Source organism: Ensifer sp. MJa1 (genome assembly GCF_037026475.1).
In the GTDB taxonomy this organism is placed as follows: domain Bacteria; phylum Pseudomonadota; class Alphaproteobacteria; order Rhizobiales; family Rhizobiaceae; genus Ensifer.
Genome location: NZ_JAKUMO010000007.1, coordinates 282,976 through 289,651, shown reverse-complemented (window position 1 = coordinate 289,651; position 6,676 = coordinate 282,976). Strand labels below are relative to the sequence as shown.

The 6,676-nt window shown below is 57.7% G+C and carries 6 protein-coding genes; 4 read left to right on the top strand and 2 right to left on the bottom strand.

Features of this window, described 5'->3' with window-relative positions:
• Nucleotides 1-354: 354 nt before the first annotated feature.
• Nucleotides 355-1,902, bottom strand: a complete 1,548-nt coding sequence (locus tag MKZ91_RS12805) for a cryptochrome/photolyase family protein (protein WP_336171255.1) — start codon at nucleotides 1,900-1,902, stop codon at nucleotides 355-357.
• A 413-nt stretch (nucleotides 1,903-2,315) separates the two neighbouring features.
• Complete coding sequence (locus MKZ91_RS12800) at nucleotides 2,316-3,230, bottom strand: MurR/RpiR family transcriptional regulator (RefSeq protein ID WP_336171243.1); 915 nt, start codon at nucleotides 3,228-3,230, stop codon at nucleotides 2,316-2,318.
• A 66-nt stretch (nucleotides 3,231-3,296) separates the two neighbouring features.
• Between MKZ91_RS12800 and MKZ91_RS12795 the strand changes: the two genes are divergently transcribed.
• The 4 genes from MKZ91_RS12795 to MKZ91_RS12780 are packed head-to-tail and all read left to right on the top strand — an operon-like array spanning nucleotide 3,297 to nucleotide 6,672.
• Nucleotides 3,297-4,073: a transporter substrate-binding domain-containing protein gene (locus MKZ91_RS12795; protein ID WP_336171242.1), complete on the top strand. Its 777-nt coding sequence runs from the start codon at nucleotides 3,297-3,299 to the stop codon at nucleotides 4,071-4,073.
• A gap of 54 nt (nucleotides 4,074-4,127) precedes the next feature.
• Nucleotides 4,128-4,817 (top strand): ABC transporter permease, encoded by a 690-nt coding sequence (locus MKZ91_RS12790; protein WP_336171241.1) that lies wholly within the window; start codon nucleotides 4,128-4,130, stop codon nucleotides 4,815-4,817.
• Nucleotides 4,814-5,557 carry an ABC transporter permease gene (locus MKZ91_RS12785; RefSeq protein WP_336171240.1) on the top strand — a complete coding sequence of 248 codons (744 nt, stop codon included), beginning with the start codon at nucleotides 4,814-4,816 and terminating at the stop codon, nucleotides 5,555-5,557. The genes MKZ91_RS12790 and MKZ91_RS12785 overlap by 4 nt, the downstream gene beginning before the upstream one ends.
• Nucleotides 5,554-6,672 carry a succinylglutamate desuccinylase/aspartoacylase family protein gene (locus MKZ91_RS12780; RefSeq protein ID WP_336171239.1) on the top strand — a complete coding sequence of 373 codons (1,119 nt, stop codon included), beginning with the start codon at nucleotides 5,554-5,556 and terminating at the stop codon, nucleotides 6,670-6,672. The genes MKZ91_RS12785 and MKZ91_RS12780 overlap by 4 nt, the downstream gene beginning before the upstream one ends.
• Nucleotides 6,673-6,676: the final 4 nt, after the last annotated feature.

Genomic DNA, 6,676 nt, shown 5'->3' with positions numbered 1-6,676 from the left:
CAGGTTGGTCTTGAACAACCCGACCCTATCGGAAAACACTGATGGCCGCCCGCAAACCCGATCACCCGCTACAGCGCTATGAAAAGCGCGCGGGCGTTCGGCTTTGCTACCTCCCGCCACCTACACCACGTCCCGGGGCACGATCGTCTGCAGCCTCCGCTGCTGCCGCAACGACACTCTCTTCGTCTGTGATATCGAAGCCATTTTCCCTACGCGAGAGCGTTACAAGCTGCAGGCAATTGGGATCGGACCGGAGTTCGTGGGCGATTGCGGTTCCGATGCCGCCGCTCGCTCCCAAAACAACCGCGCGGTATCCTTGAGCAAGTGACGCGAGCGGCATCTTACAATCCTCCTCTAAACACCAAGACCCTCGTCCAGACGTTGCAGGAAGATGCTGGCGCTTTGCCGATAGTCATTTCTCCGGTCCTCCGTCATGCGCCTCCACGTGGCGTAAGATTGGTGAAGCCGCCGGTTCGTAGAAAGCTGTTCCGCATGGCGGTCCAGAAAGTCCCAAAAGAGAGAATTGAACGGGCAGGCGGACGTTCCGGCCTTCTTTCGGACATCGTATTTGCAGCCCTCGCAATAATCCGACATGCGGGAAATGTAGGCGCCACTGGCACAATAGGGCTTTGATCCCAGCAAGCCGCCATCCGCGAACTGGCTCATCCCAATTACATTTGGGAGTTCCACCCATTCGAAGGCATCTGCATAGACTTCCAGATACCATTCGTGGAGCGCAAAGGGGTCAAGACCCGCAAGCATTGCGAAATTCCCGGTCACCATCAGACGCTGTATGTGGTGCGCGTAGGCGTTGTCGATAGTGTCCTTGAGCGTCGTCGAAAGGCACGCCATGTCCGTCTTTCCCGTCCAGAAGAAGTCGGGTAGCGGACGCGATGCCTTGAAGACGTTCCGGTGGGCGTATTCCGGCATGAACCGCCAATACATTCCGCGCACATATTCCCGCCAACCAATGATCTGCCTGATAAAGCCCTCAACGGCATTAAGCGGCGCGCTGCCTTCGAAGTAGGCGCGTTCCGCTGCTTTGCAAAGCTCGAAAGGATCGAGCAAACCCAGGTTCAAGTACGGTGAAAGGACGGAATGATTAAGGAGGGCGTCGTCTTTCAGCATCGCATCCTGCGTTTTGCCAAAAAGCGGCAGAAAATCGCGAATGAAAACGTCAGCCGCTTCTTGAGCATCAGAGCAAGTCACCGCGAAGTTGAAATCTTCCGCCGTACCCATATGTCCAGAAAAGCGGGATTCCACGAGATCGATGACTTCGCGGGTTATCGTGTCCTGCTTGAATTGCAGTCGAGCAGGCCGAAAAAGGTCCGATTTGGCGGGGGCTCGGTTTTCCGAATCGAAGTTCCAACGGCCGCCGACAGGATCGTCTCCCTGCATGAGAAGATTGGTTCTACGACGCATGTGGCGATAGAAGAACTCCATGGTAAGTGTGCGCCGCCCGTCTGCCCAAGCCGTAAACTCCTCATGGGAGCATAAGAAACGGGCGTCAGGACGAACATCGACAGGAACCCGGAACATAGACTGCCAACTCGAAACCGCCTGGCGGACACGCCACTCTCCGGGCTCGGTCACGGCGACACAGTCCGGTGAAAGCATATCCGCAGCCCTGCTCAGTTCGCCGGTGAAGGATCCTGAATTGTCCGCATCGTCGAGCCGCACGTAACGCACTGAAAATCCTCGGATGCGCAATTCATCGGCGAAATGCCGCATGGCTGAAAAGATCAGCACAATCTTCTTTTTGTGATGCCTCACGTAGGTGGCCTCTTCGACCACCTCGCACATGAGGACGACATCTCTCTGGGGATCAGCCCCGTTCAGGCTTGAGATCCTGTGGGACAGATGGTCGCCAAAAATGAAAATCAGTCTACGACAGCGGTTCATGTTGAGACGATACCATTTGAAAAACCAAGAATGATTACGAGGGGAACGGCTCGTTGGATTAGCGCCTGGCGTGGCCGCGAAGGTTTTCATCACAAATGGGAAGGCGCGCCGGTCTGATAGATGAAGCGGCTCACTCCTGATATCGACAGAGAGGTTTCATACGCGCCGAGTATAGCGCGCCCTTCAGCTCACCTAATGGCTTGAAGCGCTCATTAGCTTGCAGCTGGGGGCCGTGCATCGCAGGTCCCCACAGGATCAAATGGCCTTTCGACTGAGCATTCGGTCGAGCCTGCATAATTGCAGGCGATCATCGGCGCTCATGTGTTGAGTGAACCCTTGGCAAGTCGAGCCATAAACGAAGAGCGCCGATGGCTATCTTCGATCCATTGGGCCTTAGGTGGACAGTTGGTGCGTCAATCGCCTTCGGTCAGATACGACGAAATAGCCTTGGCAAGCTGCTCTGCTCGCCTGACATTGTCAGGATCCGCCAGCATGAAGTCGGACGCCAAGGCTTCGATGATTGCCATGGCCGGGACGTTTGTGGCCGAAAGGACCGGGTGTCTGGATGGCGCGAGAAGCAATCGGTCGGCGAATTGAGCAAGCGGAGCGGCTGGAGAATCCGTTATGGCGACAATTTTCGCCTTTTTGTCACGCGCGTATCTGACGATCTCGACAACATCCCTGGAATACCTGGGAAAAGATATTGCCACCAGTACGTCGCCTTCTCCAATCGACATCGCGCGCGCGGCAGCCGACTCCGTTCCTCCGTATTGAGCGACATTTATAACTTCGTCGCGATAAGGTTGCAGCGAAAGGACCAGCATAGCCGCAAGGTGCGCAGAAAGGCCAAAGCCTATCACGAATACCCTGCGGGCCGCTCTTATGTCACCGCAAGCAAGGCGTATGTATTCGGCGGTCTGCGGGCTCTTGAGCGCGTCGATGTTTGAGCCCGTCACCTCGATGCTGAGTTCAACACCCTGGCTACGTTTATCAAGGTCTCTTATCGAGGCATCGAGCTTGGCGACAGGCGCAACCAATTCGCTCACCATAGCGGCGATGGAGGATCGAAACTCGGAGAAGCCTCCGAGTCCGAGGTCTCGAACATAGCGGCTGACGCTCGAAGCCGAAGTTCCCGTTGCGGCAGCGAGTTCCTCGATGCCGTGCGTTGCCACGAACATCGGGTCCCGCAGCACAAATCCGGACAGTGCCCGCTGCGAAGCCGATCCATCCCGCAGAAGACTGCTGAGTTCGAGGCCTAAAGCAGACGTCGCGAAGCGTCGATCGGCCTCCGCGTTCCAGGTGAGCGGTGTCTGAAAATTTTCTTTCATTTGTTGACTCTATGAAAATTTCCTGCCATTGAGAAGCCAGCTTAGCTGATTTTGGGAGGAAATCGCATGCGAATGAAATTTCTCGCTTCAATCGTTGCCACAACGATGCTCGCCGGCACTGCGTTTGCGGAGGATCTCCGCATCGGCGTGGAAGGAAACTATCCGCCCTTCTCCGTAGTTGCTCCCGATGGAACGCTCTCCGGCTTCGATATCGACATCGCAAATGCGATCTGTGCGAAGATGAAGAAGAACTGCGTGATGGTGCAGCAGGAATGGGACGGAATGATCCCGGCGCTCAACGCCAAGAAGTTCGATATCATCGTGGCTTCGATGACGATCAACGAAAAGCGCAAGAAGGTCGTCGACTTCTCCAACCCTTATTATGACGTCCCGTCGCGATGGGTGGCGCGCAAGGGTGACTACAAGAGCTGGTCACAGGAAGAGCTAAAGGGCAAGACGATCATCGTCCTGCGCAACTCTCCGCGTGCGGAGTATGTTGCGAAGAATTACCCTGACAGCACCGTTCTGGCGGTGGACAAAGAGCCGGCCGTCTACCTCGAACTGGCGGCGGGCCGCGGCGACATCGCCTTCGGATCGTCGGTGGTTTCGGCCGAATCTTTCCTGAAGAAGCCGGAAGGGAAGGATTTCGAGCAAGTCGGGGACACCCTCTTCCTGGGCGAGGACGCCGACGGCGGCGTCGGGATCGCCGTGCGCAAGTCAGATGGCGCTCTGCGCGAGGAAGTTAATACCGCTCTGTCTTCCATCATGACCGACGGTACCTACAAGCAGCTGTCGGGCAAATACTTCGACTTCGACGTGACGCCGCAATCGGCAAAGAAGTAGTTCTTTTCCCGCGATCGGCGCCTGAGTGGCGCCGGTCGCAAGGGGTGCTGTTCCATGTTCCAAAGTTATTTACCGATGATTCTGGAGGGGCTTCGTGTAACCCTCAGCGTGGCGTCGGTCTCACTGGCGATCGCCTGTGTTATCGGCCTGATTGGCGCGTCCGCAAAGGTCTACGGCGGGATGGCGGCAAGATTGTCGGCTACCGTGTACACGACGACGGTGCGCGCGTTGCCGGATCTGCTCGTTATGCTCGTGGTCTTCTATGGCGGCCAGATCCTGCTCAATTCCATTTCTGACAAATATGGGTGGGGTTATCTCGATGTCGACCCCTACATAGCCGGCGTTAGCACGATCGGTTTTGTATTCGGAGCTTACCTGACCGAAACGTTCAGGGGAGCGATCCTCAGCGTGCCGGCGGGGCAAATCGAGGCCGGTTTTGCATACGGTCTTTCACGCTTCCAGGTGGCCTTCTACATTCTGCTGCCGCAGATGATACGGCATGCCGTGCCTGGCCTGACGAATACGTGGCTGGTCATGTTGAAGGCGACAGCCCTGGTGTCGATCATCGGGCTCGACGACATGGTCCACCGGGCCGGGCTTGCGTCTGCGGCCACCCGGGAGCCTTTTACCTTCTACGCGCTGATCGGCCTCATCTATCTCGCCGTCACCACATTTTCGGTTCTCCTCTTCGGAGCGCTTGAGAAGGTATCCTCACGCGGCGTTCGCAGCGGAGGTGCGGCATGATCGACTGGGAAATCGTTGCCGAAAACCTGCCGGCATTTGCGGGCGGTCTGGTAAACACTTTGATCCTGTTGGCAACCGTCATCGTCAGCGGTTTTACAATCTCGGTGCCCCTGGCGCTCGTGCGCTCGACGCGGTCGTCCTATGTCTCTCGCGCGGTTTGGCTGTTTACCTACGTCATCCGCGGCACGCCGCTTCTTGTTCAGCTGTTTATCATCTACTACGGCATGGCCCAGTTCGAATTCGTGCGCAGCAGCGCGCTCTGGCCGCTATTCCGTTCTCCGTGGTTTTGCGCGTGGCTTGCGCTGACGATCAACACGGTCGCCTATACGACGGAGATATTTGCCGGCGCGATCCGAACCACAGCGCCAGGCGAAATTGAAGCGGCGCGATCGATCGGCTTGAGCCGCGCCGCGGTTCTCCGATACGTGATCTGGCCATCAGCCTGGCGTCGCGCGCTGCCGCAATACGGCAACGAGGTGGTAATGATGATGCATGCCACCGCTCTTGCAAGCACGGTGACGATTGTCGAAGTGATGCGGGTCGCCCGGGACGTCTACACGAATTATCTGGTCCTAACCGAATCTTTCGGCGTCGCCGCCGCAATTTACCTGTGTCTGACCATTGGTCTCACCGCTTTGTTCCGTAGGCTCGAGAAGCACTTTTTGCGGCATCTCTCCCGCTCGGAGGCTCCGAACGCCAAAGTGCAGCCAGCCGAACGCCTCAATCCGAAAGTTGCATGATGAAAGAAACAATCTTTGAAATCGAAGGTCAGGGATCCGGCACTCGGCATAGCTTGAAATGTGTCGAATTCGGGCGGCAGGGAGACACGCCGCTCGTCTATATCCAAGGTGGCCTCCATGCCGACGAGGCCCCAGGCATCATCGTCGCGCTGGCGCTTTGCGACACCTTGGCCGAGCTTGAGGCATCCGACGCGATCCTCGGCTGCGTCAGGGTCGTTCCGGTTGCCAATCCGGTCGGGCTGTCCCAGTTTTCCCTCGGCCAGCAGGAAGGCCGTTTCGATCTCTATGACGGACGGAACTTCAACCGTCACTATCCCGATTTCGGACCCAAACTGTCCGCCCGGCTTGCCGACCGGTTGGGCAGAGACGCCAGCGCCAACACGGCCGCCATCCGCGCCGAGTTGACGGCCCTTGTTGAGGAATGGAACGTTGTCACCCCTTCGGACAACGTTCGCAAATGCCTCATGAAGCTCGCGATCGACGCCGATTATGTGCTGGATCTTCATTGCGACGGGGAAGCTGAGGTTCATCTCTACACTCAACCGCATTTCGCCCAGTCATTCTCGTCCCTGGCGACGCGCCTTCACGCAAGAGCCGTGCTGCTTGCTGAGATCTCGGGACTCAATCCGTTCGACGAGGCCCTCGTGCGCCCATGGTTGGACCTGGCAAGAGCGCTGCCCAACGCGAACATCCCGCTTGGCTGCGCATCGACCACCGTTGAGTTGCGCGGTCGAAGCGATGTCGATAGGCGACGTGCCCGCAGCGACGCGCAGGCGATCGTCGAGTTCCTTCGCGATCTGGGGGTCGTCAAGGGTTCGGCGGGGCAAGCGCCCGCCAGACTGTGCGAGCCCACGCCGCTTGCAGGTTCAGAAGCTGTCATTTCACCGTCTGCGGGGGTGGTGAGCTACGCGCTCGACCTTGGCCATCACGTAAGCGCTGGTGATGTGATCGCTGAGATAATCGACCCGCTTTCAGGCACGGTGACAGCCGTAAAGGCGCAGACATCAGGCGTGTTCTACGCACGCGCTGACAGCCGCATTGCCGAGCGAGGCAAACGCCTCGGCAAGATCGCCGGCAACGATGTGTTCCGCAACGGTCCACTTTTAAGCCCATGAGCGC

Coding starts and splice junctions, on each gene's coding strand:
- MKZ91_RS12780 (WP_336171239.1), top strand. CDS start 5,554: ATGATGAAAGAAACAATCTTTGAAATCGAAGGTCAGGGATCCGGCACT.
- MKZ91_RS12800 (WP_336171243.1), bottom strand. CDS start 3,230: ATGAAAGAAAATTTTCAGACACCGCTCACCTGGAACGCGGAGGCCGAT.
- MKZ91_RS12805 (WP_336171255.1), bottom strand. CDS start 1,902: ATGAACCGCTGTCGTAGACTGATTTTCATTTTTGGCGACCATCTGTCC.
- MKZ91_RS12790 (WP_336171241.1), top strand. CDS start 4,128: ATGTTCCAAAGTTATTTACCGATGATTCTGGAGGGGCTTCGTGTAACC.
- MKZ91_RS12785 (WP_336171240.1), top strand. CDS start 4,814: ATGATCGACTGGGAAATCGTTGCCGAAAACCTGCCGGCATTTGCGGGC.
- MKZ91_RS12795 (WP_336171242.1), top strand. CDS start 3,297: ATGCGAATGAAATTTCTCGCTTCAATCGTTGCCACAACGATGCTCGCC.